Origin of the sequence: Halomonas terrestris, from assembly GCF_049166755.1 — a bacterium.
Lineage (GTDB): Bacteria > Pseudomonadota > Gammaproteobacteria > Pseudomonadales > Halomonadaceae > Halomonas.
Genome location: NZ_JBMHFZ010000005.1, coordinates 161,928 through 188,761, shown reverse-complemented (window position 1 = coordinate 188,761; position 26,834 = coordinate 161,928). Strand labels below are relative to the sequence as shown.

Below are 26,834 nucleotides of genomic sequence, written 5' to 3'. Positions count from 1 at the left end.
CCGGGTCAGGAGATCAGGCCTCGAAGGTCATCTCCGGGACGTGATCCGGGACGACCAGCTTGCCGGCGGTCTTCTCGACGATCTCCTCGACGGAGACGCCCGGGGCGCGCTCCTTGAGCACGAAGGCGCCGTTCTCGATCTCGAGGTAGGCCAGGTCGGTGAGCACCCGGTTGATGCAGCCGGCCCCGGTCAGCGGCAGGGTGCACTTCTCGAGCAGCTTGGACTCCCCGTGCTTGGAGGCATGGGTCATGGTGCAGATGATGTTCTCGGCTCCGGCCACCAGGTCCATGGCGCCGCCCATGCCCTTGATCAGCTTGCCGGGAATCATCCAGGAGGCGATGTTGCCCTCCTGGTCGACCTCGAAGGCACCCAGCACCGTCAGGTCGACATGGCCGCCACGGATCATGGCGAAGGATTCCGCCGAGTCGAAGATCGCCGCGCCCGGCCGGGCGGTGACGGTCTGCTTGCCGGCGTTGATCATGTCGGGGTCCACCTCCTCCTCGGTGGGGAAGCGCCCCATGCCGAGCAGGCCATTCTCCGACTGCAGCATCACGTCGATGCCTTCGGGGACATAGTTGGCCACCAGCGTCGGGATCCCGATACCCAGGTTGACGTAGAAGCCGTCTTCGAGTTCGCGCGCCACACGCTGCGCCATCTGTTCGCGAGTCAGTGCCATCTTGTTGCCTCTTGTGTTCGGTGGAGAAGCGGTCGTCGAGAGCGTCGGTGATCAGGCTTCGCGCACGGTGCGCTTCTCGATGCGCTTCTCGAAGGTGCCCTGGATGATGCGGTCGACATAGATGCCCGGGGTATGGATCTGGTCCGGCGCCAGTTCGCCCGGCTCGACGATCTCCTCGACCTCGACCACGGTGATCTTCCCGGCGGTCGCGGCCAGGGGATTGAAGTTCTGGGCGGTGTCGCGGTAGACGACGTTGCCGTAGCGGTCGGCCTTCCAGCCCTTGACGATGGCAAAGTCGCCGACCACCGACTCCTCGAGGATGTAGTGGCGCCCGTGGAATTCGCGGACCTCCTTGCCCTCGCCGATGGGGGTGCCATAGCCGGTGGCGGTGTAGAAGGCGGGGATGCCCGCTCCGCCGGCACGCATCTTCTCGGCCAGGGTGCCCTGGGGGGTGAGCACCACCTCGATCTCGTCGTTGAGCATCTGCTGCTCGAACAGGGCGTTCTCGCCCACGTAGGAGGCGAAGATCCGGCTGATCTGGCGATCCTCGAGCAGCAGGCCGAGGCCGAAGCCGTCGACACCGCAGTTGTTGGAGTAGACCGTCAGGTCCTTGACACCGCGGCGCTTGATCTCGCCGATCAGGTTCTCGGGAATGCCGCAGAGCCCGAAGCCGCCGGCGATCACGGTCATGCCGCTGTCGATGCCGTCCATTGCCTCTTCGTAGGAGTACACGCGCTTGTCGAATCCGGCCATAGTGGCGCCTCGTGTTGTTGTCGAGTGGATTTGCCTGGATGTTGTGACGATGTCCTGCCAGTGTTGTTCGCCTGGATATATTTGTTAAGTTTGTTTTTCTTATCGATTGATTGTATAAGCCAATAAATTTGACCTTGGTAGCATGCCATGACCGTCAAGCAGCTTCGCGCCTTTCTCGCCGTGGCCCAGACACTGAGTTTCACCCAGGCCTGCGAGCACCTGCACCTCTCCCAGCCGGCGTTGAGCCTGGCGATCAAGGGGCTGGAGGAGAGCCTCGGGGGGCGCCTGCTGATCCGCAGCACCCGCAGCGTGCGACTGACCCCGGAGGGTGAGTCGCTGGTGCCCCTGGGCAAGCGCCTGCTCGCCGAGTGGGACAACACCGAGGAACTGCTGCGCCAGCGCTTCACCCTCCAGCTGGGCCGGCTGGCGGTGGCGACCATGCCCTCCTTTGCCAGCAACCTGCTGCCACCGGCGCTGATGGCCTTCCGCCACCGCTATCCGCGGGTCAACATCACCGTCCACGACGTGATCAACGAGCAGGTGATCGACATGGTGCGCAACCGCCAGGTGGAGCTCGGCATCGCCTTCGAACCCGAGGCCACCGGCAGCCTCACCTTCACCCCCCTGTTCGTCGACCGCTTCGTCGCCGTGGTCCCGCAGGACTCGCGGCTGGCCGACCGCGACCGGCTCGACTGGGCGACCCTGCTGACCCATGATTTCATCACCCTGCAGCGCCCCTCCATGGTGCGCCGGCTGCTCGAGCAGCAGCTCGAGGGACGCGGCATCGTCCTGCCCACCGCCTTCGAGAGCCACCAGCTGGCCACGGTGGGACGCATGGTCGCCAGCGGCCTGGGGGTCAGCGCCATCCCCTCCCTGTGCATCCGGCAGATGCAGGAGCTCGGCGCCCGCTGCGTGCCCCTGGCGGACCCGGTGATCGAGCGTGCCGTGGGAGTGCTCACCTACGGCACCCACGAGCTCTCGGTGGCCGCCCTGGCCCTGCAGGAAGTGCTGTCGGAGACGATCCGCACGCCGGAACTTGTCCCCCGGCGTTGAGTCGAGCGGCTGGTGAGCCCGCGACCGATCCATTAGCATTGCCGCTTTGGCCATCCTGTCGAGGAGTCATGGCATGTCCTCCCTCAAGGGGCTCGTCAGCATCCTGCTACTGACCATCACTACCCTGGTCTGGGGGGTCCCCCTCATCCTGCTCACCCTGGTCAAGTTGATCACCCCGGGACGCCCCCTGCGCCGCCTGGTGCTGAAAGGCCTCAACGAGGTGGCACTGAACTGGGTGGGCTCCAACCTCTGGTGGATGCGCCACTGGCTGAAGCCACGGCTCGACATCCACCTCCCCGAGGGGCTCGACCGCGAGCAGTGGTGGCTGGTGCTCTCCAACCATCGCAGCTGGACCGATATCTTCCTGCTCTTCTTCGCCCTGCATCGCCGCATCCCCATGCCCCACTTCTTCGTCAAGCGCCAGCTGATCTGGATTCCCGTCGTCGGCCTGGCCTTCTGGGCCATGGAGTTCCCCATGCTACGGCGCCTGAGCCGCGAGCAGCGCGAGCGCAACCCCCACCTGGCACGCCGTGACCGCGAGGCCACCGAGCGCATGTGTCGCCATGCCCGGGAGCGCCCCATCGCCATCTACAATTTCGTCGAGGGCACCCGCTTCACCCCCGCCAAGCATGCCGCCCAGGCCTCGCCCTACCGCCACCTGCTGCGCCCCAAGGCCGGCGGCATCGCCCAGGTACTGGGCCTGCTCGGCGACCGCCTGGGTGGTATCCTCGACGTGACCCTGCACTACGCCAACCCGCGGCCCACCTTCTGGGGCTACCTCTGCGGCCGGGAGGGCCCGGTGACCCTGGACGCCAGGCGCCTGGAGGTCCCCGCCTGGATGGTGGAGGGCGACTATCACGACGATCCGGACTACAAGGAACGCTTCCACTCATGGCTGAACGCCCTGTGGCAGGAAAAGGACGCCTCGCTCTCGCACTCATCCTGAGCATGCTGCTCGCCGCCTGCGCCGGTCGCGGTGGCGAGGTGGAGCGTCACCATGATACCGGCATGGCCGGGAACTGGGTCACGGTGCAGCGCGGCGACACCCTCGGTGCGCTCGCCCGGCGCGGCGGCGTACCGCTGGAGCGGCTGCAGCGCTTCAACCCCGGCGTGGACCCCCGCCGGCTGGCGGTGGGCCAGCGGCTGCTGATGCCGACCCACCAGGAGCGCGCCCCCTCGGGGGGGCCCTATCGCTACCAGGTGCGCCCCGGCGACACCTACGCCGGCATCGCCCGGCGCTTCAATACCCGGGCCTCGCGCATCCAGGCCGCCAACCCGGGGGTGGAGCCCACCGCCCTGCGGATCGGGCAGATCCTCCAGGTTCCGCTCACCGGCGGCTCCTCGGTTGCCCGGAACAGCGCCGGCACGGGTGGCGCCAGCAGCCGCGATGCCGCCGCGAACCCGGCGCGAGCCAGCCTCCCGGATCCCGGCGACCTGCCCGCCTCGGCCCGCAACTGGCCCTGGCCCCTGGAGGATTACCGGGTCGTGCGCCGCTTCGGTGCCGACAGCCGCGGCACCCTGCAACCCATGCTGCTGGCGACCGGGCGAGGCGCCCGGGCCAGGTCGGTCGCCGACGGCGAAGTCCGTTTCGCCGACAGCATGCGCCAGCTCGGCCAGGTGGTGATCGTGCATCACCCCGACAACGTGCAGAGCGTGTACGCCCTGTGCGAGCGCCCCCTGGTGAGCAACGGCAACCGGGTCAGCCGGGGCGACGAGGTCTGCGAGGTGGGGTACAGCAACGCCACCGAGCGCTTCGACCTGCTCTTCGACCTGCGCCACGGCGGCAAGCCCATCGACCCGCGCCGGGTACTGCGCTGACGCGACCGGCCCGGCAGCACCTGGCGGCCGTTCCCGGCCCGTGGCATGCTGGCACCATGCTCGACTGCCGACCGCTCGGCGGCGCAACGCTGCTCGACGCCCCCCTGCTCATCCGCTTCGATGCCCTGCTCGGCGAGCCAGATGCCGGCCGGGCGCTGGCGTGTCTCGACCGTACGCTCGCCTGGCAGCGGCCCCGCCTGCGACTCTACGGGCGCGAGCACCCGATCCCCCGTCGCCAGGTGTGGATGGGCGACGGTGACGCCCGGTATCGCTACTCGGGACGGGACTTCCCGCCCGAGCCCTGGCACCCCGAGGTCCTGCGCATCCGTGACGCCGTCACCGCCCGGCTCGCCCGGGCCGGTATCGTGGCCGACTTCAACAGCGTGCTGCTCAATCGCTATGCCGACGGCGAGGAGCGCATGGGCTGGCACAGTGACGACGAGCGGGAACTCGGCCCCGACCCGCTGATCGCCGCACTGAGCCTGGGCAGCGCACGCCCGCTGCGCTTCCGCTGGAAGCGGCGGGAGGCCGAGGCTTTCAATGCCTGGCTCCCCCACGACAGCCTGCTGGTCATGGGACCCGGCGTGCAGCGGCGACTGCAGCATGCGCTGCTGCCGCGTCGGCTGCCCGGGCTGCGCATCAGCCTGACCTTTCGACGCATCGTCACCTGAGCGTCACTCCCCGGGCGGCAACGGCGTCTGCCGGTAGAGCCCCCAGAGGGCCACCAGCAGCAGGCCGTAGACCAGCCCCCCCGCGGGGTAGGCCAGGAAACTGTAGGTGAGCCCGAAGCCGACGAAGGTCACCGGCAGCATGACGCCGGCCATCGCCAGGGCCCGGCGCTCCCGCGACTCGCTGCGCAGCCCCCCGGCAAACAGCCCCAGGGGGAGGAGGTAGAGTGCCAGCAGGGTGGCCAGCCCCGGCAGGCCACGCTTCGCCCAGGCATCGAGCAGGTCGTTGTGGGCGTGCCAGTAGCGTCCCAGCGTCGGTGCCTGGTGTCCGGCCGCACTGCGTTCGCGCATCGCCTGTCGATACCCCCGCGCCCCCCAGCCGGCCAGCGGACGCTCGACGACCAGGTGCATGGCCCCCTTCCACATCTCCAGCCTGGCGCTCACCGAGGTCATCTCCCGGTTCCCCTCCAGGTACTGCTCCAGGCTGCCGACGGCATTGTCGATGCGCCGCTCGACCCCGGTCTGCGGCACGACATAGAGGCCCGCCAGCAGCAGCGCCAGCACGCCGAACCCGGCCAGCTGCCAGCGCACCGCCAGCCGGGGGCCATGGCCGCGATAGAGCACCCAGAGCGCCAGCGGCAGGCCGATCCACCCTCCCCGGGAGCCGGAGAGTGCCGAGACCGTCAGCCCGGCGACCCCACCCGCGGCGAGCAGCAGCGCCCAGCCTCGGTGCCGTTCACGGCCGAGGGCCCAGCCCAGCCCCGCCAGGCAGATCAGGCCGGCGAGCAGGCCCAGGTTGCCGAACAGGATGGCGTGCAGCGGCTCGTGCCCGTCGGCACGCCTGACGCCCTCGACGAGGCGTTGCCACACGGCCCACCCGCCGGTGGCCAGGCTGCCCACGGCGAAGCCACCCCACAGCCAGCCCGACGACAGCCGGAACCGGGACAGCGCGACCAGTGCCAGCGCGGCCAGCCATGCCGGCCAGGCCTCCTTGAGCCCCCGCACCCCCTCGCCGTGCCAGGGCCCCGCCAGTACCCAGCCGAGCCCGTACAGGATCAGTACCGCCAGGACCCAGAGGTCCCGGCGTCCGGGAAAGGGGGTCGGCGGGCGCCCGCTCCGGGGCCACGCGGCCAGCCCCAGCAGCAGCGGCACGGCGGCCAGCGTCCACCACGGCAGGACGAGGAACGCGACCCCGAGAAACGCCAGTGCCATGCTCGCGAGGCGGGCATGGCACTGGGCTGGCCGGGCATGGGTCAACCGAACGAACGGCTGCGCTGCTGCACGATGATGTCCGTCGTCGATCATGGCCGCTGTGTCATCCGCTGAATCTCCTGGTGTCCCTCGGCATTCGAGAACGGCAGCGTCCGCGAATGCCCGGGACTCCCTGAGACCATCATAGGCGGACGGCGGTGCCCCGTCGCGGTCGACGGGGCACGCGCTGCAAGCGGGAGAACGGCCCTACTCCACGGTCACCGACTTCGCCAGGTTGCGTGGCTGGTCGACGTCGGTCCCGCGGGCCGCCGCCACATGGTAGGCGAGAAGCTGCAACGGCAGGGCGTAGACGATGGGCGCCAGGTAGCGACAGCACGCCGGCACGCAGACCACCGTCATGCCCGCCTCGGCGTGCAGCCCGGCATCGGGGTCGGCGAATACCAGCAGCTCGCCGCCACGGGCGCGCACCTCCTGCAGGTTGGACTTGAGCTTCTCGAGCAGGCCATCCATGGGCGCCACCGCCACCACCGGCATGCTCGCGTCGATCAGCGCCAGGGGGCCATGCTTGAGCTCGCCGGCGGCATACGCCTCGGCATGGATGTAGGAGATCTCCTTGAGCTTGAGCGCCCCCTCCCGGGCGATGGGCATCTGCGCCCCGCGACCCAGGAACAGGGTGTGCCGGCGATCCAGGAAGCGACCGGCGAGCGTGGCGATGTCGGCGTCGAGGGCCAGGGCGTCCCCGAGCAGGGTCGGCAGGTAGCGCAGGCGATGCACCAGGCGGGCGGTGAGCCCGGCCTCGCCACCGCGCACCTGGCGCAGCGCCAGGGTCACCAGCATCAGGGCGGCCAGCTGGGTGGTGAAGGCCTTGGTGGAGGCCACGCCGATCTCGGGGCCGGCATGGGTCATCACGGCCAGGTCCGACTCGCGAACCAGGGAACTGCCGGGCACGTTGCAGATCGCCAGGCTGCCGATGAAGGCCGCCTCGCCCTGGCGGGTGCAGGCGTGGCGCAGCGCGGCCAGGGTATCGGCGGTCTCGCCGGACTGGGAGAGCGTCAGGAACAGCGTGCCCGGCGAGGCCACCACCTCGCGATAGCGGTACTCGGAGGCGACCTCCACCTGGCAGGGCACGCCGGCCAGCTCCTCCAGCCAGTAACGCGCCACCAGGCCCGCATGGTAACTGGTGCCGCAGGCCACGATATGCACCTGGCGGGTGGCGGCGAGCAGCGCCTCGGCCCCGGGCCCCAGCGCCTCGATGCGCACCTTGTCATCGCCCAGCCGCCCCTCCAGGGCATTGGCCACGGCCACCGGCTGCTCGTGGATCTCCTTGAGCATGTAGTGGTCGAACTCGCCCTTGCCGACCGACAGATCGTCGTGCTCGTAGCGGACCACCGGGCGACTCACCAACCGCCGGTCTCCCTCCGTGGAGCGCGCCTGCACCTCCCAGCCGCCACGGGTGGCGACCACCAGGTCCCCGTCCTCCAGGTAGATGAAACGATCGGTCACCGGCAGCAGCGCCAGCGGGTCGGACCCGAGGTAGTGGCCCTGGTCGCCGACGCCCAGCACCAGTGGACTCCCCTGGCGCGCACCGATCACCCGGCCGGGTTCGTCGGCATGGATCACCCCCAGGGCATAGGCGCCCACGAGGAGGTCGACCGCCCGTGACACCGCATCGACCAGGCTGCCGCCGTCGCGGTGCTCGCGCTCGATCAGGTGGGCCACCACCTCGGTATCGGTCTCGGAGGTGAAGGGGTAGCCCTCGGCCTCCAGCTGCGCCCTGAGCGCCCCGTGATTCTCGATGATGCCGTTGTGCACCACGGCGATCCGTCCCGAGACATGGGGATGGGCATTGACCTGGCTGGGCTGGCCGTGGGTCGCCCAGCGGGTGTGGGCCACGCCGGTCATGCCCACCAGGGGCACCCCGGCCAGCACCTGCTCCAGGGCCGCCACCTTGCCCACCTCGCGGGCACGACCCAGCTTGCCGGGCTGCTCCACCAGGGCCACCCCGGCGGAATCGTACCCCCGGTACTCGAGTCGCCTCAGGCCTTCCATTAGAACGGGCAGGACATTGTCCGACCCCACGGCTGCAACGATGCCACACATGTTGGCTCCTCCTTGAACAGCGCCCCGGGCCGATCCCGGGACGTGATGTGATGCGTCGAGACGCCGCGCGGCGGGTCCTCCCGCCCCGGCCGCAGCGTCGTGTCAGGCCTGGCGCTCTGCCGCCGGGCGCAGGCGAGTGACCGGAGACGGCGAGGACGTGTCGGCGACCACGGGGCCCCTCTCCAGCCAGACCAGGTCGACGATCTCGCCCCGGGGCCGGTAGGCGGCGGGCGCCTCCAGCAGCAGCTCGCGGATGGTGTCATGGCGAAACGCGCGACAGGCGTCGAACAGGCGCTCGAGGAAGGCGTCCAGCCGCGGCCAGCTCCAGCACACCTCCTGGGCGGTCATGATGCGCGGGTGGGAGGTCGGCGAGACGTCGTCCCCCACCAGCAGCTCCTCGTAGAGTTTCTCCCCCGGGCGCAGGCCGCTGTAGGCGATGGCGATGTCGCCGTCGGGCTGACCCTCGTCGCAGACCCTGAGGCCCGAGAGGCGCACCATCTGCCGGGCCAGCTCCGCGATCTTCACCGGCTCGCCCATGTCGAGCACGAAGACGTCGCCACCCCGGGCCATGGCGCCGGCCTGGATCACCAGCTGGGCGGCCTCGGGGATGGTCATGAAGTAGCGGGTGATCTCGGGATGCGTCACGGTGATCGGACCGCCGGCCTGGATCTGGCGGCGAAACAGGGGTACCACCGAGCCGCTGGAGCCCAGCACGTTGCCGAAACGCACCATGCAGAAGCGGGTCGCCTCCTGATGATCGGCAAGCGCCTGGCACACCAGCTCCGCCAGGCGCTTGCTGGCCCCCATCACGTTGGTGGGACGCACCGCCTTGTCGGTGGAGACCAGCACGAAGGTCTCCACCCCGGCGGCGACGGCGGCACGGGCGGTTTCCAGGGTGCCGAAGACGTTGTTGCGGATGCCCTCCACCACGTTGTGCTCGACCATCGGCACGTGCTTGTAGGCGGCGGCGTGGTAGACGGTCTGGACGGCGAAGGCCTTCATCACCGCCTCCAGCCGGGAGCGGTGCTGCACCGAGCCGAGCAGCGGCTTGATGCACACGGCGAGTCCTTCCGTCGTGGCGAGCTGGCGCAGTTCCTGCTCGATGCTGTAGAGACCGAACTCGGAGGTCTCGAGCAGCAGCAGGCGCTTCGGCCCGTGGCGCAGGATCTGGCGACACAGTTCGGAACCGATGGAGCCGCCGGCCCCCGTGACCATCACCACCTTGCCGCGCAGGTTGGCGTCCATCAGGGCCGGGTTGGGCGGTACCGGGTCACGGCCCAGCAGGTCCTCCACCGCCACGTCACGCACCTCGCTGATGCGTGCGCGGCCGGCCACCATGTCGGCGACGCCGGGAATGGTCTGCACCGGGAAGCCCTGGGGCGCCAGCTCGGCAAGGATCTCTCGGCGGCGTGCCCGACTCGCGCTGGGCATGGCCAGCAGCACCCGCTGGGCGCCGTAGGTATCCGCCAGGTAGCCGAGCTGGCGCGGCGGATAGACCTTGAGCCCCTCGATGAAGGTATTCTGCAGGCCCGTGGCATCGTCGACGAAGGCGATCGGCAGGTACTCCTGGCCATGGCGCAGCGACACCGCCAGCTGGCGCCCCGCGGCCCCGGCGCCGTAGATCACCACCCGCGGCTTGTGGATGATCTGGCTGCGCAGGTAGAGCGCCCGGAGGCCGAAACGCACCCCGCCGATGGTCATCAGCGCCAGCATGGTGTAGATGAAGGGCACCGAACGGGGGATGCCCAGCGCGAAGAGGTAGCTGGCCAGCGGCAGCGACAGCGCCGAGACGATCACCCCGATGAAGACCGCGCGGCTCGCCTTGTGGCCCATGTAGCGGATCACCGCCCGGTAGAAGCCCAGCCGGACGAAGATCGCCAGGCTCACCGGGATCACCACCAGCAGGGCCGCCCAGGTCCGCGCCTCGGCCAGCGGCGCCCAGTCCTCGAGGCGCAGCAGCATCGCCAGCAGGAAGCTCAGCGCGATCAGCGCGCAGTCCGCCAGCAGCTGGATGGTGCGCTTGCGCGGTCGCGACAGGCGAAACAGGGGTTGCAACAGGTCTCTCATGGTCGTCCCTCCATGACGGGGCGGGGGGATTCCCCGCCCGGTAGGCGCTTATCCTCTGTCACCGGCTTGCTGCATCACCTCGCCCAGCACCGCGCAGGTCCTGTCGATCTCGGCCTCGGTGAGGGTGGGATGGCAGAGGAACATCAGGCTGGTGTCGCCAAGCTCCCGGGCGACGGGCAGCGGCCGGGCCGGCCGCCAGCCGGTGCCGTCGAAGGCCTTCTCGCGATAGACCTCGGAGCAGGAACCGGAGAAGCACGGCACGCCGCGGGCATTGATCTCGGCCATGATGCGGTCGCGGCTCCAGCCTGCCGCCAGGCACCCCGGCTCGACGAAGACGTAGGCCTTGTAGGCGGCGTGCTCGAGGTGGCCGGGTATCCCGGGGACGCGCAGTCCCGGGCACTGGCTCGCGGCCTCCCGGATGCGCCGGGCATTGGCCCGGCGAGCGGCCTTCCACCCCGGCATCCGTGCGAGCTGGATCCGGCCGATGGCGGCCTGCATCTCGGTCATGCGCCAGTTGGTGCCGAAACTCTCGTGCAGCCAGCGGAACCCCGGCGGGTGCTCGCGCTCGTGGACCGCCTCCCAGCTCTTGCCGTGATCCTTGTAGGCCCACATGCGCTGCCAGAGTGCACGGTCGCTGGTGGTCACCATGCCGCCCTCCCCGCCGGTGGTCATGATCTTGTCCTGGCAGAACGACCAGCAGCCCACATGGCCGATGCTGCCCACGCTGCGCCCGCGGTAGGTGGCGCCGTGGGCCTGGGCGCAGTCCTCGATGACGTGCAGGTCGTGCCGCTCGGCCAGCGCCATCAGCGCGTCCATCTCGCAGGGCCAGCCCGCCAGGTGCACGGCGATGATCGCCCGGGTGTGCGGGGTGATCTGCGTGGCGACGCTCTCGGCGGTGATGTTCTGGGTGTCGCGATCGACGTCGGCGAACACCGGCACCGCCCCGGCGGTGACGATGCTCGAGGCCGAGGCGAGGAAGGTGCGTGAGGCGACGATCACCTCGTCGCGCCCCGCCCCATCGCCCTCGCCGATGCCGAGCCCCTTGAGCGCCAGGTCCAGGGCGGTGGTGCCGTTGGCCACGGCAATCGCATGCTCGGTGTCGGCGAAACGGGCGAACTCGCGCTCGAAGTCGCGGCCTTCCCGGCCCGTCCAGTAGTTCACCCGGTTGGAGCGCAGCACCCGCGTCACGGCGGCGACTTCCTCGTCGGTGAAGGCGGGCCAGGGGGAAAAGGGTCCGTTGAGCATCATGATCTCCCTTGCGATGAAGCCAGGCCGAGCCGGCGCCTCGTCGAGGCGTCCCGGGGGGCCGTAAGCGAAGCGGAAGCGGCGTCGGCGGAGAGCGGGCGGGCCGGCACCCCGGCCACGGTGAGGCCATCGGCGATGTCGGCGACCACGGCGGCCCCGGCCCCCACCATCACCGCCTCGCCGATGTGCACGCCCTGCCTCACCGCGGCTCCCACGCCGATCCAGCTGCCGCGTCCCACGCTCACGTCGCCGGCCACGTTGGCGCCCGGAGCCACGTGCACGCAGGCGTCCAGGCGACAGTCGTGCCCCACGGTGGCGCCGGTATTGACGATGCTGCCCGGGCCCAGCTCGGCGAAGGCGTTGACCACCGCCCCGGCGACCACCACCGTGCCGGCCCCGAGGCGCGCCAGCGGGCTGACCGTGGCCCGCGGATGCACCAGGGTGGCCAGTCGCGCATCGGCATCGGCGAGGCGCTCGAGCTTGGCCTGGCGGACGGCGTTGTTGCCGATGGCCACCACCACGCCATCGAAGCGTGACAGCCGGGTCAGCAGCCCCTCGATGTCGCCCCGTACCGACCAGTGCTCGAGGCGGGTCCTGTCGGGCCAGGCATCGTCGTAGAAGGTCACCTCGCGCCAGCCGCTCTGCATGGCGATATCGGCCACCACCTTGCCGTGGCCGCTGGCACCGAGGATGGCCAGGTGTCCACGGTTACTCACCTCGACCTCCCCGGAAGCGCGGCATGGCCACATCCCCGTCATGGGTGATGCCTTCGCGCACCACCACCTTCTTCACCGTGAGCAGCAGGATGCGCAGGTCGAGCCACAGCGAGCGGTGATCCACGTACCACACGTCGAGATCGAACTTCTCGTCCCAGGTCAGGGCGTTGCGCCCATTGACCTGGGCCCAGCCGGTCACCCCGGGCCTGACCTCGTGGCGGCGGAGCTGGTGGGCGTCGTAGAGCGGCAGGTACTCCATCAGCAGCGGCCGCGGCCCCACCAGGCTCATGTCGCCGCGCAGCACGTTCCACAGCTCGGGCAGCTCGTCGAGGCTGCTGGCACGCAGCCACTGGCCGACGCGGGTCATGCGCTCCTCGTTGGGCAAGGGGTTGCCCCGGGCATCGACGGCCTCGCGCATGGTGCGAAACTTGATCATGGGAAAGGGCCGGCCGTTCAGCCCGGGGCGTGTCTGGCGGAACAGCACCGGCGAGCCCAGCGTGAGCCGCACCAGCAGTGCCACCGCCGCCAGCAGCGGCGAGAGCAGCATCAGGGCGACCAGGGCCAGGAGGATATCGAGCAGTCGTTTCATTGCGCTTCTTCCATGACGTCGTTCATCACGCCGGCCAGCCGGCCGGCCAGGATCCGGTAGTCGTAGGCGGCCTCCATGTGATCCCGCCCGGCGCGCCCCAGGGCCTCGCGCTCCTCGGCCGGCAATGCCGCCAGGCCCAGGATCGCCTCGGCCAGGGCCGCGGGATCCTCCGGGGGTACCGTGATGCCGGCCCCGGCATCGGCGACCGGGTCGTTCACCGCGCCCGAGGCGATGACCACCGGCCGCGCCGCGGCCATGTAGTCGAACAGCTTGTTCATGCTGATGCCGAAGCGGTACAGACGGGGCAGGTCGCGCACCGTGATCACGAAGGCATCGGCCTCGCGGGCCAGCCGGGGAATCTCGCGCTTGGGGACCGGCGGCTCGAAGCGCACCCAGCGACCGTCCAGGCCGAGCTCGGTGGCCTGGCGCTGCAGCGCCGGCTTGGCCGGCCCATCGCCGATCAGGCGCAGCTGCACGGGTACCGCCCCGCCGCTGCGCTCGCAGGCTTCCCGGACCCGCCCCATGGCGGCCACCAGCACCTCGAGGCCGTTGGCCTCGCCGTGACCGCCGAAGTACATCAGCGACAGCGGCATCTCGGGGGGGCGAACCGGCGGCGGCACGGGGTCCGGGTAGTCGTCCAGGTCGACCCCGTTGGAGAGCCATACCACCCGCTCGGCGGGCACGCCCCGGGGGACGATGTAGTCCCGCGCCCGAGGCAGCAGCGTCAGTACGCGCCGTGCACGGCGATAGAGGAAGGTCTCCAGTGTCCGCATGGCCCGGGTGACCAGGCTGCCCTCCCGCAGCCGCCCCATGTCGATGAGGGTCTGCGGCCAGAGATCCCGCACCTCGAAGACGAAGGGCACCCGATGGCGCCTGGCCAGCCACCAGCCGGCCAGGGCGGCGAAGGGGTGGACGCTCGAGCCGATGATCAGGTCGGGACGGTCGATCCCGGCAAGCCGTCCGGGACGCACCGCCTGCCGCGCGTACTCGAGCATGCTCTTCATGCGTCCGCCGCCGTTGCCGCGGTAGCTCGCGGTGCGCAGCCACAGGAAGGGCACCCCGTCGCGGGTCTCCAGCCGCGCCTGCTCGCCGTTGTCCAGGCGCTGGTGGCCGCCGGGATGGTCCACGCTGGAGGCGATCAGGGTGGCGCGCCAGCCGTGGCCCGGCAGGTGACGGGCCAGCTGGAAGTGGCGCGCGCCGCCGGCCGCCTCCGGGGGCTTGGCATAGTGGTTGAGTATCCAGACGTGCTTCATGCCGACACTCCACCGCGGGCCAGCGCCTGGTAGGTCGCCAGCAGCTTCTGCTCCTCCTGCTGCCAGTTGTAGCGCTCGGCCACCGCACGCTGGCCGTTGGCTCCCATCTCGCGGGCACGCACGGGATTGGCCACCAGGAAGTCGATGGCACCGGCGATGGCCACGGGGTCGAGGGGATCGACACAGAGCCCGCAGTCACTCCCCTCGATGATCTCCCGCCACAGCGGGAAGTCCGAGGCGATCACCGGCAGGCCGGCGCTCATGTACTCGAACATCTTCACCGGCAGCGCATCGAGGTAGTTGATGACCGGGTGCAGGGTGACCAGGCCCGCCAGCGCCCCCCCCATCACCCGGCGGACCCCGTCGCGGTCCAGGTAGCCGTGGGCCTCGACCTGCTCCCAGCCGGCATAGGTCATCACCTCCTGCTCCACGGCCAGGTGGCTGAAGCTGCCCGCCAGCTCCAGGCGGCACGGCTGCTTCACCGACTCCATGGCACGCACGATCTCGCGGATGCCGCGGATCGGCGCCATGCCGCCCACGTAGCAGACCGCCGGGGGCTCCTCGGGCGAGGACGCCAGGGTCGGGTCGGGCGCCCCGCTCAGCTCCCCCTGCATGGGAAAGTTGTTGACGTCGACCACCTGCGGGTGGAAGGTCCGGAAGCCGTCGCGGATGTGGGGTGTCGCGGCGACGATGGCATCGAACCGCCGGCACACCAGGCGCTGGTAGACCTCCGTCACGCGCGAGAGCAGCCGGCGGGACAGGCCGCCCAGGTAGTGCTTGGCCAGCACCTGGCGTGGCAGGTCCTCGTGGGCGTCGTAGACCACGGTCTTGCCCTGGCGCTTGAGCCGGCGGCCGACCGGCATCAGTTCCGGGTCGTGGAGGTGATAGACATCGGCGTCCAGCGTGCGGGCCCGATCATGGACCCGGCGCGTGGTCCTGAGGATGCGGTTCATCCGTCCCGCCAGGTGGCCGACATCGATGATCCGGACACCCTCGCGCCGTTCCTCGCCACGGCCGTCGGCCACCACCAGGGTCACCTCATGGCCGGCAGCGGCCAGTGACCGACACTGCTTGAGGAAGATCCGCGTGTCATGGCGCGGATGGGCGGAGGTCAGGTGTGCCACTTTCATGATCGTCTCGTCCTTGTGTTTCATCGGCAGCCTCTTGCTGCGCGTTGTCGTCGTGACGGCTGTCATCCTCGTCGGCGGCCAGCCGGGTGCGGGCCAGGGCGTTGGCGAAGGCCCCCCAGCCCAGTGCCGGCAGCGGCCAGAACACCGGCTTGGCGAGCACGACCAGCAGCAGGCAGACGAAGTTGATGGAGAAGGCGAACACCCACCAGGCGGCGGTGTCGCGGCGATAGACCATGCGGTATGCCGCCCCCAGGAAGGCCACCGCGGTCATGCCGACGTAGAGCACGAAGCCGATCAGGCCGTAGTTGACCCAGGCCGAGAGCATGCTGTGGGCATAGCCGCCGGTCCCCCCTGCAGCCGTGACGTGGCCGCCGAACTGCCCCAGCCAGGGGCTGGCGGCGATCTGCGTCAGGGCGCGCTGCTCGAGGTGCTGGCGCGCCAGCCAGGAACTGGTCCCGGAGAGGTCCAGCACCTGCAGCTGGCGCGTCCCCGACATCGCCTCGAACTGGTTGACCACCACCAGCACGGCCAGGGCGAGCACCGCCAGCAGCGTCAGCAGGTACCTGGCGCTCATGCCCGCCCACACCACCAGCAGCAGCGTGGCCAGGACCAGGTAGGCGTAGAGCTCCGAGCGGGCGCCGAGGACGAACATCACGAATCCCCCCATGGCGATGAGGGCGGCCCGGGCCGAGGCGGTACGGCTCACGGCGATCAGGAACACCAGCATCACCAGCGCACTGCGGGCATAGCCCTGGTAGGTGGAGACGCCCTCGCCGCCGTCGGCCTCGAGCATCTGCCGGGCGAAGAACATCAGCTGGCCGGTGGTGGCCACGAAGAACAGCAGGTAGCCGGCAGTCACCAGGAAGGCGGCCCGGAAGGCCCGGGCCAGGGCCGGCGAATCCAGCGGCACCCGGTAGCCCATCACGAACAGCACCAGCCACAGCACCATCGTCTCCAGCGACTGGATCATGGCCGCCCGCAGCGCCCCGCCCCCCTGCAGGCCGTAGCTGGCCAGCGACCAGCACAGCACATAGGCGAGGAAGGCCGCGACCAGCAGCGCGAAGCCCCGCGTGCAGGAGAACATCCGGTGGCGCTGCGACGGCAGCAACGGCATGTAGATGCCGAACATCACCACCGTGACGATCCCGAACAGGCCACCGAGGAAGGCCGGGATCAGCCCCAGGGCCACCAGGGTGTGGTAGATCATGAACCCCGGGAAGAGCACGAAGAAGCCGACGCTCGAGGCGCGCGCGGCCAGGATGTCACCGGACAGGATCATGTGGCGGTCTCCCGGGACACGACAGCCCTCCTCATGCGGCCAGCACGCGCTCGTAGAGCGCGCGCTGTGCGGTGGTGGTCAGCTCGGAGTTGTGCCACAGCAGGGTGAAGGTCCCGCCCAGGGCACGGCAGCGGGACTTGAGGGTGGCAAAGCGCTCGAAGGCCGCCTCGCCCGTCCCCAGCCCCTGGTAGAGGGGCGCGATCACCGAGGACTCCATGGCGATCAGCGGGCGGATCCGCAGTGGCGGTGCCTCGCGCCTGACCGGATCGAAGGCCGGGTAGTCGAAGCAGGTGCCGCAGCGGAAACCCGGTGCCTCGGCATAGCCCAGGGTACTGTCGTAGTCCATCCCCGCCTGGGCCAGGCCCTGCAGCGTCAGCGGGGTCTGCCAGCGCAGGTAGTGCATGCGCCCTCCCCACTCGGGCTGCTCGATCCCCTCCTCGGCACACACCCGGCGCAGCCGCACGGCCTCGTTGGCCAGCTCCTTGGGGTTGCGGAAGGTGTGGTAGCTGGGGTGCAGCCCGACCTCGTGGCCGCGGGCATGGATGTTCCTGAGCAGTTCGCGGATCGCCGGGTGCTCCGGCTCGTAGTCGGCATCCTTGCGCGGGTCGGTGCGGCCGCAGATGAAGTAGAAGGCACTGGTCAGGCCGTGTTGCTCGGAGACGTCCATCAGCCAGTCGAAGGTGTTGAGCGGATCGAGGGGGTGCAGCCGGCGCCGCGTGGTCAGGCGCACCCAGGGCCCGAGCAGCAGCGCCTGGGGACGGTGGTGCAGCAGGGTGTCACCCAGCATCACCCGGGCCAGCTTGACGTCGCGGGCGAAGCCGTAGCGGCTGGGGCGATCGACATCGTGGGTGGGTCGCACCCGGAAGCTGTGGCGCCGCAGGGTCACGCCCGGCCACTGGCAGCGGATCAGCTGGCCGAGCACCGCCAGCCACTCGTCGACCACCGGCCGATCCAGGTAGCCGTGCCGGCCGGCGTGGGAGGCGCCGGCTGGGAAGCGGCAGTGACGATCCCGCTGCTCGGCGCCGACCTCCTCCTGACGGCTGAGCATCCAGTAGGCGAGCCCGAGGATGTCGTAGTGGATGGTCAGGCCACCCGGCGCCGGCTCCACCAGCGGGCGCGGCAGGCCCTCCGCGCCCGGCGCCGGCAGCGGCGAGTCGAGGGGGGCGGTGAAGCCCTCGGCGGCAGCGTCCCAGTGGGTGTGGGGCAGGTCGCCCCCGGGGAGGAAGAAGGCCGGTTGCAGTCGGTCGAACAGCAGCCGCCCCGGCGCCCCGACCAGGGACAGCACCAGTCGCTCGGGGCCATCGCGCTCCAGGCGAAGGGGCAGCCCGAAGCGCTCGTCGAGCACCTGCTCCAGCCAGGCGAGCAGCGGATCGGCATCGGCCCATGCCGTGCCGGCCGCCTCTACCTCGGCGGAACGGGGTATCGGGGAGGCACCCGGATCGGGTGCCGGGAGTGAGCCATGCGGTGCAGTCATGTCGTTCACTTGGATTCCCTCTTCAGCAGGGTGCGGGCCGTGATGTAGGCCTCCCGAGCCAGCTGGCGGACGCCGCGCTGGCTGATCGCGTAGTGGCAGACCAGGCGTCCGCCCCAGGCCTCCTTCATCTCGGCCACCGGGGGGATGTTGGCGCCGATGAAGTCGAAGACCGTGCAGCCCTTGTCCGCGAAGAACGCCAGCGCCTCCTCGGCCACCAGGTTGTTGACGCCATCCTTCATGGCCTCGGTCTTCATGCCCGCCGACCACGCCAGGGCGTGGCCACCGGGCGTGTAGAGACAGACCCGGGTCCCCATCGGCTCGCCGCGGGCGTTGCGGGCCAGGAAGCAGACGAAGTGGTCGGGCCCCATCAGCCCGGCGAGGCGCTCGAGCTCGTCGGCCCCCAGGCGGTAGTCGAACCCGCGGCGTGCCTCGGGACCGGCCAGGCAGCCGGCCACGGCGGCGTAGTCGTGGGTGATCTCGCAGTCGTAGTCGAGGCGCCGGCACTTGCGTGCCTTCTTGCGCGCGCTGGGGTCGATGCGCTGGTCGCGGTCGGCGATATCCAGGTGGTAGGTGAAGCGCGGGCGTGCCGTCATCCGCGCCCACTCGAAGGGGCGCACGTCGTCGGCGACCGAGGAGAGGCTGAGGCTGCCGCCCAGCCCGTTCTCGCGCAGGCACTCGGCCAGCCGGGTCAGGGCCAGGCGCTTGCGCCGGTTGACCGATGCGGGGCGCTCGCTGGCACAGCGGAAATCGACCGGCAGGTGGGGATTGCGCGGCGGCGTCACCAGGCGACCGCGAGCGTTGCGGTAGAGCACCGTGTCGAGCCGCCAGGCATCCCCCCTGTCAGGCGCCAGCGTCACCGTCTCGGCGGTGAGGCCCCATCGTTGCTCGTTGAAACGTATCCATCCCGGATGGAACAGGGGATCGCTCTTCATCGTGCAGAATCCTTTGCCGGGTTCAGCCGCGAGTCCCTGTCGGCTGCTGTGGAGCCGGTGGGGTCGGCATCACGGGGGTTGGAGTCGCGAAAGTCATTGTCGAAGTCGCAGACCAGGTAACAGCGCGCCTCGCCCCTCGCCGCATCCGTGTAGCGGTCCACCACGCGGAAGCCCAGCTTGTGGCTGGCCTTGAGCGAGGCGACATTGTCCGCGGAGATGCGTGACGAGTAGCCGGTCAGGCCGTTGGCGCGAAAGTGCAGGATCGCGGTGCGGCGCACCTCGGTGGCCAGCCCTCGCCCGCGGTGGGCAGGCAGCACGCCGCTGAAGGCGGCGTGCACCCGGCCCTCGTGCAGGTCCCGGGGGCTGAAGCCGTAGAAGCCCGCAGCCACCACCCGGCGCTCCGGGTCCAGGGCCACCACGCCCAGGCGCCCCCCCGCGAGGCGGTAGAGCAGCCGGCGTGCCGGGTCCAGCGGCTTGCCGTCATGCAGCCCGGCATAGAGGGCCAGCGCCCCGGCCAGGTGGCGGCGGCCCATGCCCTCGAAGCGGTAGTCCCCCTGGGTCCTGGGCTCCACCGGGGCCAGCCTCCGGGCACGGAGCAGATTGCGCGCCAGCATGGCAGCCGCAGCGACCGGCCCCTGGAGGCGACGTATCAACCGGGAAAGGGCCATGGCTCAGGAGAACCTCTCGAGGAAGAGCTGCGCCGCCACCCCGTTGTGGGAGTAGCCGCGGGCCCTGAGACGCTCGAGGGTTTCCGGCGGGAAACGGCCGCCGGAAGCGAGGGTGTTGCCCCGGGCCAGGCCCGGCACCAGCCGTTTCACGGCTCGCTTGACGCGGGCCCCCGGCCCTCGGCGGAAGGCCGCCAGGCGGGTCAGGCGTGCGCGCAGGCTCCGGCGCGACTGCTGAGCGGCGTTGCCCAGCGGAGTGTCGATGCCGCTGACCGCCGCGAACTCGCGGTCGACGAAGGCCACATAAGCCTGGCGGCCGTCGAGCCAGCGGAGCGGGACGTGTTGCCAGAACGCCATGAACTCGCGGTCGTAGAGCGGCATCCACCAGTCGTGGCCGAAATACTCGAAGGAGCGCACCGTGTTGACGATGAACTTGGCCTGGCGCTCCTGCCAGCCGAACAGCACGAACGCCTGCAGGAAGGCATCGGCCGACAGGGCCTCGTCCAGCGGATAGCTCCCGGCCAGGCGCGGCAGCACCTGGTCGTGGAAACACGCCTGGCTGCCTTCGCCCTGGCGCAGCACGAAGTGACGATCGCGCAGCGCCTCGGCGAGCTCGCCCGCCGCCAGCGTGCGGGACTCGCGCTCGGCGGCGAAGAGTGCCGGCGGCACGAAGCCGGTCACGCAACAGTGCCCGGGGACGAAGAGCGCCCCCGACTCGACCTCGCCACGCTCGGTGAGCCGCTTGACGGCCAGCCAGTCCTGCATGTTGGCAATGCTGTGCCAACCCGAGGCCCACTGCTGGTAGTCCCAGTAGGCGCGGGTGGCGGCCACAGCCTGCCAGGCCGTCTCCGAGTATTCCACGAAGGTCCAGGCCAGGCCGAGCCGGGCCGCCACCTCACGGCTCACCTCGGCTTCGCGGTTGCCGCGGTGACCGTAGGCGTAGGTCAGCACCCGGGGATAGTCGAGGCGAGCCAGCATGGTGGCCACCAGGCGCGAATCGTGGCCGCCGCTGAGCGGCACCACGATCTGGCGGCCGTCGGCGACCTCGACCAACCGCCGGAAGGCGGCCTCGGTGACCTCCCCGAGGGCCGCCTGACGCTCGGCATCGCCACGCCCGGGCACCTCGGCATGGCTGAAGCGGTAGTAGCGTTCCAGCGAGATCGACAGTCCCGTGTCGGTGTCACGGGCCACCAGTGCCTCGCCGGCCAGCAGCTGCTTGACGCGGCGGTAGAGGGTGTCACGGCCGGTGACATAGCCGGCCAGGGCGAAGTCGGTGCATGCCGCCTCGCTCATGGTCTCCTCGCCGACCTGGCGACGCACCCAGTCGGCATCGTCGCTGAGGTAGAGCCTGCCATCGGCCACGCCGTAGTAGAGCGGGATCGAGCGGATCCGGTCGACCGCAGCCACCAGGGCCGAGGCGTCGTGTCGCACCAGGGCATGGAAACCGTTGAGGTCGGCGAGACGGGCCCGCCAGCGACCCGGGTCCACGGCCGGGTCGACCAGCTCGCCGAGGTCCGCGGGGCCGAGGCGAGCAGCGCCTCGCCAGGCGATGCCACACAGGTGGCCGTGGCCACCCGGCAGTTCGCTGGCCTGCCAGCGCGGCGAGGTGAAGTGACAATGCATCGAACAACTCATGGGTAGGCCTTTCGAAACAGGAACAGGTAACGCAGCGCCACCAGGACCCCGCTGAGGAACAGCGCCACGGCCCACGGCGAGCCTTCCGGGGCCACCCCCATGGCGATCGCCAGCGGCAGCATCATCGCCAGGCTCCAGGCCAGGGCCGCGCCGGTGGGCAGCACCAGGGCGGTCCAGCGGTTGCCGGTGATGGCCGTGAGCCAGGCCAGGAAGCCGATCCAGCAGGCGGTGCTGGAGAGCGAGAAGAGCGCCACGGTGAGCAGCAGGTCATCGAGGGCAGCGCCCAGGCCGATGGCCATGACCCGCACCCCCAGGAGCAGCGCCTGGAAGGCCATGCCCTGCCACTGGCGCTCCATCACCGAGAACAGGTGGCTCAGCGGCGAGGTGACGAACACCATGTAGAGCCAGGGCGCCATCCATCTCGCGAACTCGCCGGCCTGCCGCCAGCTCTCGCCGAAGGCCAGGGCAAACAGGGCGGGCCCGGCCAGGACCAGCACGATGGCCGGCGGCATGGCGATCTGGGCGAGGATGGCGTGGACCTTCGCCACCAGGGGCCCCAGGCGCCCCGCGCGATGGGCCTCGGCGGCACTGGAGAAGAACACCTTGCCCACCGCCTCGCCCACCAGCGCCATGGGCATGGCGAGCACCCGATGGGCCAGGGCGTACAGCCCCGCCGCCCACGGGCTGAACAGCGCCGCAAAAAGCAGGGGCGGCAACTGCTTGCCGAGGGTATTGAACAGCCCCGACCAGGTGGAGAAGAGCGGGAAGCGCCGGTAGCGGACGGCGGCCGCCAGCACGCCGGCCGGGCGCACCCGATGATCGGAGACGGCCCTCAGGGCGGCTCGGGCCAGCGACAGGGTTCCCATGCCCTGCCCCACGGCCTGGCCGAGGATCAGCCCCACCCCACCCAGCGGGTGGGCCGCGAGCTGGATCCCCAGCAGCGCCAGGGACTGCTTGATGCGGGTGGCGGCGATGGCCGGGAAGGCGCGGGTACGCACCGCCCAGTGGCTGACCGCCTGGTAGCCGCCGGCCAGCACCACTCCGAGCGGCAGCAGCCACAGCCAGGGGGCCAGTGCCGGCACCCCGAGCAGACCGGCCAGGTGCTCGCCGGCCAGGGCGACCAGCAGCAGCGAGACCAGGGTGGCGAGCACCACCACGGCCAGGCTCAGCACCACCACCTCGGCAGCCTCGCGGTCCGACTCGGGCAGCGGGATGGCCAGCTGGTAACGGCCGCTGGCCACCACCGTGAACAGCGCCAGGAGGGCGCCATACACCGCCAGCATGCCGAAGTCCTCGGGCGCATAGAGCCGGGTGAGCAGCGGCGCGGCCAGCACCGTGAGCAGCTGGGCGCTGGCGGTACCGCCCACCAGCACGCTGACCCCCCGGGCGAAGGCGTGGGTCGGCAGCAGGCGACGGGCCGGAGCGGCGAGACGATTCAGCACGCGGGGAACTCCCTCTGGTCGACCGGCTAGAGCAACGCTTCCTGCAGCGCGGTGACGATCCGGTGCTGGTCGTCGGCGCCCAGGTAGGGGTGCATGGGCAGGCTGATCACGCGCCGTGAAGCGGCGTTGCCCACCGGCAGTTCGGCACAGGGATCGGCCACCGCCGGCTGCTGGTTGAGCGGGATCGGGTAGTGGACCGCCGTGGGGATGCCCGCCTCGGCCAGGCGCGCCAGCACCACCTCGCGGTCCTCCACCTCCACCGTGTACTGGGCGTAGGCGCTGGTGTTGCGGGGGTCGATGCGGGGCGTCTCGAGACCCGCGGCACCGAGCAGGCGGGCATAGCCCTGCGCCACCTTCTCGCGCAGCAGCAGCTCCTCGTCGAGGATGTCGAGCTTGGGCAGCAGGATCGCCGCCTGCAGGGTATCCAGGCGGCTGTTGATGCCGACCCGCACGTGGTGGTAGCGACGGTCCTGCCCGTGGCGGGCGATCTGGCGCAGCACCCTGGCCAGCTCGTCGTCGTCGGTGAACAGCGCCCCACCATCGCCATAGCAGCCCAGGGGCTTGCTGGGGAAGAAGGAGGTGGCGGCGATGGTCGAGAGGCTGCCGGAGCGCCGGCCCCGATAGGTGGCGCCGAAGCTCTGGGCCGCGTCTTCGATCACCGGGATGCCGTGGCGCCCGGCGATGTCGTTGATGGCATCCATGTCGGCGCACTGACCGTAGAGCGAGACCGGGATGATCGCCCGGGTGCGCGGGGTGATGGCCGCCTCGAGCCTGGCCGGGTCGAGCAGGTAGGTGCGCGGTTCGATGTCCACGTAGACCGGGCGTGCCCCCAGCAGGGCCACGGTCTCGGCGGTGGCGATATAGGTGAAGCCGGGCGTGATCACCTCGTCGCCGGGGCCGATGCCCAGCGCCATCTGGGCGATCTGCAGGGCATCGGTACCGTTGGCACAGCTGATGCAGTGGCGCACGCCGACATAGTCGGCGAGGCGCCGCTCGAGCTCGCCCACTTCGGGTCCGAGGATGTACTTGCCGTGCTCCAGGACGTTGCGGATACCGGCGTTGATCCGTTCGCGGATCCGCAACTGCTGGGCCTTGAGGTCGATGAATTCCATTCGTGTCCCTTCCCTTGTGTCTTGCCGTCCGGCGTCAGGCCGGGTCGCAGGTGACGGTGCGGCCATGCAGGCGGTAGCGGTCGCCGGTATGCGGACAGGTCACCGCGCCCTCGCCCTCCAGCGGCAGGTCCAGGCGCTCGCCATGGCGACTCATCCAGCCCACCTGGCGCCCCGGCACACCCACCACCAGCGCGAAATCCGGCACGTCGCGGCTGACCACGGCGCCGGCACCGACGAAGGCGAAGCGGCCGATGGTCACCCCGCAGACGATGGTGCAGTTGGCCCCCAGGGTGGCGCCTTCGCGCACCCGGGTGTCGCGATACTCGTCCTTGCGCTCGACCAGCGAGCGCGGGTTGTGCACGTTGGTGAACACCATGCTCGGCCCGCAGAACACCCCCGCCTCCAGGGAGACGTTGTCGTAGACCGAGACGTTGTTCTGCACCTTGCAGCGATCGCCGATCACCACCCGGTTGCCGACGAAGACGTTCTGGCCGAGCGAGACCTCGCGACCGATGCGCGCCCCGCCGCAGACGTGGACGAAATGCCAGACACGGGAGCCTTCCCCGATCTCGGCCCCCGCGTCGACGATGGCACTGGGGTGGACCTGGATGTCCGGGGAGGCGCCGTCGTTCGGTTTGCTGTGCATGGCCGACCTCACAGCACGAAGCGCTTGAGACAGGGATGGGCCTCACCGGTCGCCGGTGCCTCGGGGGCGGCGTTGCGCAGGAAGTCCACGGTCTCGATGCAGTGGCGGGCATCCCCGATGCCGTAGCCACGCCCGGCGAGGATCTCCCGATAGCTGACGGTATGCAGGTCGGTGAAGCCACCGGAGAACTCGATCTCGCGCCCTTCGCAGAGAATCGAACGGTAGGTGGTCTGCTGACCCTCGACGCTCGAGGGCAGGTCGTCGCCATCGATGGAGAGGAACCAGCGCACCCGCGCCTTCTCGTACTCCAGGTAACCGGCGGCACGCTGCTCGTCGGCGTGGTGGAGGACGTTGCGTTCGAGGTCGCCGAAGACGAAGTGCAGCATGTCGAAGAAGTGCACCCCGATGTTGGTGGCCACCCCGTAGGACTTGCGCGGGTCACCCTTCCAGCTCTCCTGGTACCACCTGCCGCGGGAGGTGATGTAGGTCAGCTCGACGTCGTGCTTGTCGTGGCGCGCCTCGGCGGCGACCCGCTCCCTGAGCTCGAGGATCGACGGATGGTGACGCAGCTGCAGGATGTTGTAGACCCGCTTGCCGGTCTCCTGCTCGACCCGCTCGAGTTCGTCGAGCAGCGCCGGGGTGGGCACCAGCGGCTTCTCGCAGATCACGTCGCAGCCCAGGCGCAGCCCGGCGGTGATATGGGCATGGTGCAGGTGGTTGGGCGAACAGACCGCCACGTAGTCCAGCGCGGTATAGGGATCGCGACGACGCTGCCAGGCGTGCTCGTGGAAGCACTCGAACTCGGTGAAGAACTCGCTCTCCGGCGAGACGGAGTCGATGATGCCCACCGAGTCGTTGATGTCGTAGGCCACCGCCAGGTGATTGCCGGTCTCCTTGATGGCCTTCATGTGGCGCGGGGCGATGTAGCCGGCGGCGCCGATCAGTGCGAAGTACTTCATGGCGTGTTCCTTCTGCTCATGGTGGGTCGAGTCGGTGCTCAGGCCTTGATCACCTTGTCGATGGCGTCGCCGCGGTAGATCCCGCGGGTGTCGACGATCAGCCGGGCGTGGGCACGGATCGTGTCGTAGTCGAAGCGGTCATGGTCGGTGGCCAGCACCACGGCGTCGTATTCGCCCAGGGTGGCGGGGGCGAGCGGCACGCTCTCCAGGTCGAAGTGGTGCTCGCGCATGACCGGGAAGGCCGGCACGTGGGGGTCGCTGTAGGCGACCTCGGCGCCGCGGTCGCGGACCAGTTCCATGATCCGTACCGAGGGCGACTCGCGCATGTCGTCGACGTTCTTCTTGTAGGCGATGCCCAGCACCAGTACCCGGCTGCCCTTGAGGGCACGTCCCTGCTGGTTGAGCCCCTCCATCAGCTTGCCCACCACGTACTCGGGCATGCCCTGGTTGATCTCGCCGGAGAGCTCGATGAAGCGGGTATGCAGGCCGTACTCGCGGGCCTTCCAGGTCAGGTAGAAGGGATCGATGGGGATGCAGTGGCCGCCGAGCCCCGGCCCCGGGTAGTAGGGGGTGAAGCCGAAGGGCTTGGTGGCCGCGGCATCCACCACCTCGAAGATGTCGATGCCCATGCGGTCGGCCACCACCTTCATCTCGTTGACCAGGCCGATGTTCACCGCCCGGTGGATGTTCTCGAGCAGCTTGGTCATCTCGGCGGCCCTGGTGGAGCTCAGCGGCACCACCCGGTCGATGGCCGGCCGATACAGCGCCACCCCCACGTCCCGGCAGGCCGCCGTATGACCGCCCACCACCTTGGGAATGGTGCGGGTCTCGAAGTCCGGATTGCCCGGGTCCTCGCGCTCCGGGGAGTAGACCAGGAACAGCTGCTCACCGACCGCCAGGCCGCCCTCCTCGACCCGCGGCAGCAGCTCCTCCTCGGTGGTGCCGGGGTAGGTGGTGCTCTCCAGGGAGATGACCTGGCCCTCGCGCAGATGGCCCTTCAGCGCATCCACGGTCCTGATCACGAAGCTCATGTCGGGCTCGCGATACCTGTTGAGCGGGGTGGGCACGCAGAGGATGACGGCATCCGCCTCGGCCACCCGGGCAAAGTCGGTAGTGGCCTCGAAGCCGGTATCGCGGGCACGGGCGACCCGCTCGCCGGGGATGTGCTCGATGTAGCTTCCCCCGGCGTTGAGCCTGTCCACCTTCGCGGCATCGATATCGATGCCCAGCACCCGGTAGCCGATGTCGCTGTAGCGCAGCATCAGGGGCAGGCCCACATAGCCGAGCCCGACGATCCCGATCACGGCTTCCTTGCGCTCCAGCCGGTCAATCACTCGATCTTTGATGATGGTCATGACGCTTCCATGGTGTGGTGTGATGGGTTGAGGCAGATCTCCGCCATTGCGGAGG

24 protein-coding genes are annotated in these 26,834 nt (G+C 70.1%); 4 read left to right on the top strand and 20 right to left on the bottom strand.

All coding sequences use genetic code 11. The features are described from left to right. Nucleotides 1-13: 13 nt before the first annotated feature. Both ACOMD9_RS07505 and ACOMD9_RS07500 read right to left on the bottom strand, forming a co-directional pair. Nucleotides 14-676 carry a CoA transferase subunit B gene (locus ACOMD9_RS07505; RefSeq protein WP_421413293.1) on the bottom strand — a complete coding sequence of 221 codons (663 nt, stop codon included), beginning with the start codon at nt 674-676 and terminating at the stop codon, nt 14-16. A gap of 51 nt (nt 677-727) precedes the next feature. Continuing rightward, on the bottom strand, nt 728-1,429 hold the full coding sequence (locus tag ACOMD9_RS07500; RefSeq protein ID WP_421413291.1) for a CoA transferase subunit A: 702 nt from the start codon (nt 1,427-1,429) through the stop codon (nt 728-730). Nucleotides 1,430-1,576: 147 nt separating this feature from the next. On the opposite strand from ACOMD9_RS07500, the gene ACOMD9_RS07495 reads away from it, so the two are divergent. From ACOMD9_RS07495 to ACOMD9_RS07480, 4 genes are all read left to right on the top strand, one after another. After that, on the top strand, nt 1,577-2,482 hold the full coding sequence (locus ACOMD9_RS07495) for a LysR family transcriptional regulator (RefSeq protein ID WP_421413288.1): 906 nt from the start codon (nt 1,577-1,579) through the stop codon (nt 2,480-2,482). 73 nt (nt 2,483-2,555) lie between these two features. Continuing rightward, the gene (locus ACOMD9_RS07490; RefSeq protein WP_421413285.1) at nt 2,556-3,428 is read left to right on the top strand and encodes an acyltransferase; all 873 of its coding nucleotides are present in this window, start codon (nt 2,556-2,558) and stop codon (nt 3,426-3,428) included. Then, nucleotides 3,374-4,300, top strand: a complete 927-nt coding sequence (locus ACOMD9_RS07485; RefSeq protein WP_421413284.1) for a LysM peptidoglycan-binding domain-containing protein — start codon at nt 3,374-3,376, stop codon at nt 4,298-4,300. The genes ACOMD9_RS07490 and ACOMD9_RS07485 overlap by 55 nt, the downstream gene beginning before the upstream one ends. Nucleotides 4,301-4,356: 56 nt before the next feature. After that, nucleotides 4,357-4,971, top strand: a complete 615-nt coding sequence (locus ACOMD9_RS07480) for an alpha-ketoglutarate-dependent dioxygenase AlkB family protein (protein WP_421413281.1) — start codon at nt 4,357-4,359, stop codon at nt 4,969-4,971. 3 nt (nt 4,972-4,974) lie between these two features. Here ACOMD9_RS07480 and ACOMD9_RS07475 read toward each other — a convergent pair whose 3' ends face one another. The 18 genes from ACOMD9_RS07475 to ACOMD9_RS07390 form a co-directional block, all read right to left on the bottom strand. Further along, the gene (locus ACOMD9_RS07475; protein WP_421413279.1) at nt 4,975-6,273 is read right to left on the bottom strand and encodes an O-antigen ligase family protein; all 1,299 of its coding nucleotides are present in this window, start codon (nt 6,271-6,273) and stop codon (nt 4,975-4,977) included. 153 nt (nt 6,274-6,426) lie between these two features. Further along, on the bottom strand, nt 6,427-8,280 hold the full coding sequence (glmS, locus tag ACOMD9_RS07470; RefSeq protein WP_421413276.1) for a glutamine--fructose-6-phosphate transaminase (isomerizing): 1,854 nt from the start codon (nt 8,278-8,280) through the stop codon (nt 6,427-6,429). A 102-nt stretch (nt 8,281-8,382) separates the two neighbouring features. Next, a complete protein-coding gene (locus tag ACOMD9_RS07465; protein WP_421413273.1) occupies nt 8,383-10,347 on the bottom strand; it encodes a polysaccharide biosynthesis protein in 1,965 nt (654 codons plus the stop codon). A 48-nt stretch (nt 10,348-10,395) separates the two neighbouring features. Next, a complete protein-coding gene (locus ACOMD9_RS07460) occupies nt 10,396-11,592 on the bottom strand; it encodes a DegT/DnrJ/EryC1/StrS family aminotransferase (protein ID WP_421413357.1) in 1,197 nt (398 codons plus the stop codon). After that, entirely contained in the window at nt 11,592-12,308 is a 717-nt protein-coding gene (locus ACOMD9_RS07455) for an acetyltransferase (protein WP_421413270.1), read from the bottom strand. Before ACOMD9_RS07455 ends, ACOMD9_RS07460 begins: the two co-directional genes overlap by 1 nt. Further along, complete coding sequence (locus ACOMD9_RS07450; RefSeq protein WP_421413268.1) at nt 12,301-12,897, bottom strand: sugar transferase; 597 nt, start codon at nt 12,895-12,897, stop codon at nt 12,301-12,303. The genes ACOMD9_RS07455 and ACOMD9_RS07450 overlap by 8 nt, the downstream gene beginning before the upstream one ends. Next, complete coding sequence (locus ACOMD9_RS07445) at nt 12,894-14,150, bottom strand: glycosyltransferase family 4 protein (protein WP_421413266.1); 1,257 nt, start codon at nt 14,148-14,150, stop codon at nt 12,894-12,896. Before ACOMD9_RS07445 ends, ACOMD9_RS07450 begins: the two co-directional genes overlap by 4 nt. Continuing rightward, the gene (locus ACOMD9_RS07440; RefSeq protein ID WP_421413263.1) at nt 14,147-15,280 is read right to left on the bottom strand and encodes a glycosyltransferase family 4 protein; all 1,134 of its coding nucleotides are present in this window, start codon (nt 15,278-15,280) and stop codon (nt 14,147-14,149) included. Before ACOMD9_RS07440 ends, ACOMD9_RS07445 begins: the two co-directional genes overlap by 4 nt. Next, a complete protein-coding gene (locus tag ACOMD9_RS07435) occupies nt 15,240-16,559 on the bottom strand; it encodes a hypothetical protein (RefSeq protein WP_421413262.1) in 1,320 nt (439 codons plus the stop codon). The genes ACOMD9_RS07440 and ACOMD9_RS07435 overlap by 41 nt, the downstream gene beginning before the upstream one ends. Before the next feature lie 31 nt (nt 16,560-16,590). Next, the gene (locus ACOMD9_RS07430) at nt 16,591-18,033 is read right to left on the bottom strand and encodes a polysaccharide deacetylase family protein (RefSeq protein ID WP_421413259.1); all 1,443 of its coding nucleotides are present in this window, start codon (nt 18,031-18,033) and stop codon (nt 16,591-16,593) included. A gap of 5 nt (nt 18,034-18,038) precedes the next feature. Beyond that, nucleotides 18,039-18,965 (bottom strand): GNAT family N-acetyltransferase, encoded by a 927-nt coding sequence (locus tag ACOMD9_RS07425; RefSeq protein ID WP_421413256.1) that lies wholly within the window; start codon nt 18,963-18,965, stop codon nt 18,039-18,041. Further along, nucleotides 18,962-19,633, bottom strand: a complete 672-nt coding sequence (locus tag ACOMD9_RS07420; protein WP_421413254.1) for a GNAT family N-acetyltransferase — start codon at nt 19,631-19,633, stop codon at nt 18,962-18,964. Before ACOMD9_RS07420 ends, ACOMD9_RS07425 begins: the two co-directional genes overlap by 4 nt. Nucleotides 19,634-19,636: 3 nt before the next feature. Continuing rightward, the gene (locus tag ACOMD9_RS07415) at nt 19,637-21,253 is read right to left on the bottom strand and encodes an asparagine synthase-related protein (RefSeq protein WP_421413252.1); all 1,617 of its coding nucleotides are present in this window, start codon (nt 21,251-21,253) and stop codon (nt 19,637-19,639) included. 8 nt (nt 21,254-21,261) lie between these two features. Next, the gene (locus ACOMD9_RS07410) at nt 21,262-22,707 is read right to left on the bottom strand and encodes a lipopolysaccharide biosynthesis protein (RefSeq protein WP_421413250.1); all 1,446 of its coding nucleotides are present in this window, start codon (nt 22,705-22,707) and stop codon (nt 21,262-21,264) included. A 26-nt stretch (nt 22,708-22,733) separates the two neighbouring features. After that, nucleotides 22,734-23,819: a DegT/DnrJ/EryC1/StrS family aminotransferase gene (locus tag ACOMD9_RS07405; protein ID WP_421413248.1), complete on the bottom strand. Its 1,086-nt coding sequence runs from the start codon at nt 23,817-23,819 to the stop codon at nt 22,734-22,736. 34 nt (nt 23,820-23,853) lie between these two features. Continuing rightward, nucleotides 23,854-24,465, bottom strand: a complete 612-nt coding sequence (locus ACOMD9_RS07400; protein WP_421413245.1) for an acyltransferase — start codon at nt 24,463-24,465, stop codon at nt 23,854-23,856. Nucleotides 24,466-24,473: 8 nt separating this feature from the next. Further along, nucleotides 24,474-25,424 (bottom strand): Gfo/Idh/MocA family oxidoreductase, encoded by a 951-nt coding sequence (locus ACOMD9_RS07395; RefSeq protein ID WP_421413244.1) that lies wholly within the window; start codon nt 25,422-25,424, stop codon nt 24,474-24,476. A 38-nt stretch (nt 25,425-25,462) separates the two neighbouring features. Further along, complete coding sequence (locus ACOMD9_RS07390; protein WP_421413243.1) at nt 25,463-26,779, bottom strand: nucleotide sugar dehydrogenase; 1,317 nt, start codon at nt 26,777-26,779, stop codon at nt 25,463-25,465. Between the last annotated feature and the right edge of the window lie 55 nt (nt 26,780-26,834).

Excerpts from the sequence above, each read along its gene's own strand:
- ACOMD9_RS07400 (WP_421413245.1), bottom strand. The coding sequence starts at position 24,465 with ATGCACAGCAAACCGAACGACGGCGCCTCCCCGGACATCCAGGTCCAC.
- ACOMD9_RS07430 (WP_421413259.1), bottom strand. The coding sequence starts at position 18,033 with ATGACTGCACCGCATGGCTCACTCCCGGCACCCGATCCGGGTGCCTCC.
- ACOMD9_RS07460 (WP_421413357.1), bottom strand. The coding sequence starts at position 11,592 with ATGCTCAACGGACCCTTTTCCCCCTGGCCCGCCTTCACCGACGAGGAA.
- ACOMD9_RS07505 (WP_421413293.1), bottom strand. The coding sequence starts at position 676 with ATGGCACTGACTCGCGAACAGATGGCGCAGCGTGTGGCGCGCGAACTC.
- ACOMD9_RS07425 (WP_421413256.1), bottom strand. The coding sequence starts at position 18,965 with ATGAAGAGCGATCCCCTGTTCCATCCGGGATGGATACGTTTCAACGAG.
- ACOMD9_RS07405 (WP_421413248.1), bottom strand. The coding sequence starts at position 23,819 with ATGGAATTCATCGACCTCAAGGCCCAGCAGTTGCGGATCCGCGAACGG.
- ACOMD9_RS07480 (WP_421413281.1), top strand. The coding sequence starts at position 4,357 with ATGCTCGACTGCCGACCGCTCGGCGGCGCAACGCTGCTCGACGCCCCC.
- glmS (WP_421413276.1), bottom strand. The coding sequence starts at position 8,280 with ATGTGTGGCATCGTTGCAGCCGTGGGGTCGGACAATGTCCTGCCCGTT.
- ACOMD9_RS07415 (WP_421413252.1), bottom strand. The coding sequence starts at position 21,253 with ATGCATTGTCACTTCACCTCGCCGCGCTGGCAGGCCAGCGAACTGCCG.
- ACOMD9_RS07475 (WP_421413279.1), bottom strand. The coding sequence starts at position 6,273 with ATGATCGACGACGGACATCATCGTGCAGCAGCGCAGCCGTTCGTTCGG.
- ACOMD9_RS07445 (WP_421413266.1), bottom strand. The coding sequence starts at position 14,150 with ATGAAGCACGTCTGGATACTCAACCACTATGCCAAGCCCCCGGAGGCG.
- ACOMD9_RS07440 (WP_421413263.1), bottom strand. The coding sequence starts at position 15,280 with ATGAAAGTGGCACACCTGACCTCCGCCCATCCGCGCCATGACACGCGG.
- ACOMD9_RS07485 (WP_421413284.1), top strand. The coding sequence starts at position 3,374 with ATGGCTGAACGCCCTGTGGCAGGAAAAGGACGCCTCGCTCTCGCACTC.
- ACOMD9_RS07390 (WP_421413243.1), bottom strand. The coding sequence starts at position 26,779 with ATGACCATCATCAAAGATCGAGTGATTGACCGGCTGGAGCGCAAGGAA.
- ACOMD9_RS07490 (WP_421413285.1), top strand. The coding sequence starts at position 2,556 with ATGTCCTCCCTCAAGGGGCTCGTCAGCATCCTGCTACTGACCATCACT.
- ACOMD9_RS07420 (WP_421413254.1), bottom strand. The coding sequence starts at position 19,633 with ATGGCCCTTTCCCGGTTGATACGTCGCCTCCAGGGGCCGGTCGCTGCG.
- ACOMD9_RS07500 (WP_421413291.1), bottom strand. The coding sequence starts at position 1,429 with ATGGCCGGATTCGACAAGCGCGTGTACTCCTACGAAGAGGCAATGGAC.
- ACOMD9_RS07435 (WP_421413262.1), bottom strand. The coding sequence starts at position 16,559 with ATGATCCTGTCCGGTGACATCCTGGCCGCGCGCGCCTCGAGCGTCGGC.
- ACOMD9_RS07450 (WP_421413268.1), bottom strand. The coding sequence starts at position 12,897 with ATGAAACGACTGCTCGATATCCTCCTGGCCCTGGTCGCCCTGATGCTG.
- ACOMD9_RS07495 (WP_421413288.1), top strand. The coding sequence starts at position 1,577 with ATGACCGTCAAGCAGCTTCGCGCCTTTCTCGCCGTGGCCCAGACACTG.
- ACOMD9_RS07395 (WP_421413244.1), bottom strand. The coding sequence starts at position 25,424 with ATGAAGTACTTCGCACTGATCGGCGCCGCCGGCTACATCGCCCCGCGC.
- ACOMD9_RS07465 (WP_421413273.1), bottom strand. The coding sequence starts at position 10,347 with ATGAGAGACCTGTTGCAACCCCTGTTTCGCCTGTCGCGACCGCGCAAG.